The following is a 631-nucleotide window of genomic DNA, read 5'->3' as shown; positions in this document are numbered from 1 at the left end:
GCCGTGATGACGGGTATAGCGGCCTTTTTGTTGTTCGAGATAATCGGCAATGGGCTGCCAGTCGATAATGAGCTGAATTTTGAGCAAGGGAAAGCGGTCGGGGTCTTTACCAACGATAGTTTCGACGGTTTGTTTGAAGAAGCTGCTCATGAAGAAAATCCTCTAAATTCGGCTTAAAGGGAATTTAGAGGATTTTAGGGTGTCTGGGAAGTATTATGTCGCTTGGTAACTATAGTTACTTTACATGGGATTTAAGAGGGGTTTTGCAAAGGTCTCGGCCTTTGAGCAGGCAGGCCGCCGAGGGCTTCGCGCAGTTTGGTGAGCAGGTTTTCGGCTTTTTTGGGGCTGGCCGTATCCGCCCACAACCAGCCTTTATCCATCAGTCCTTTGGTGCAGCTGCTTTTGGTCAGGGCTTTGGGCAGCAGGTCATCGATAATCGCTTGGCGCAGTTCCAGCTTTTCTTTGCGGCCGACGTTGCGGCCTTCGGTGGTTTGGATTTTGGCGACTTGCTCATCCAGCTTGTGCTTAATGGCCGCGCCCGGCAATACTTTTTCTTCGCGCCGCAAGCTGATAAGCATGGTTTTTTGTGCTTTAAAAACAACAGGATTGCCAAACGGCACAGGCACATAAA

General features: G+C 49.8%; 1 protein-coding gene. It reads right to left on the bottom strand.

All coding sequences use genetic code 11. From position 1 onward, the window contains the following. Positions 1-251 precede the first annotated feature (251 nt). Positions 252-631 (bottom strand): recombination-associated protein RdgC (rdgC, locus tag CRG49_RS13035; RefSeq protein WP_198515182.1); only part of this gene is annotated, 380 nt, incomplete at its 5' end.

The organism is Neisseria sp. N95_16, assembly GCF_002551535.2.
GTDB lineage: Bacteria > Pseudomonadota > Gammaproteobacteria > Burkholderiales > Neisseriaceae > Neisseria > Neisseria brasiliensis.
This window is presented reverse-complemented; position numbering and strand designations above follow the sequence as displayed.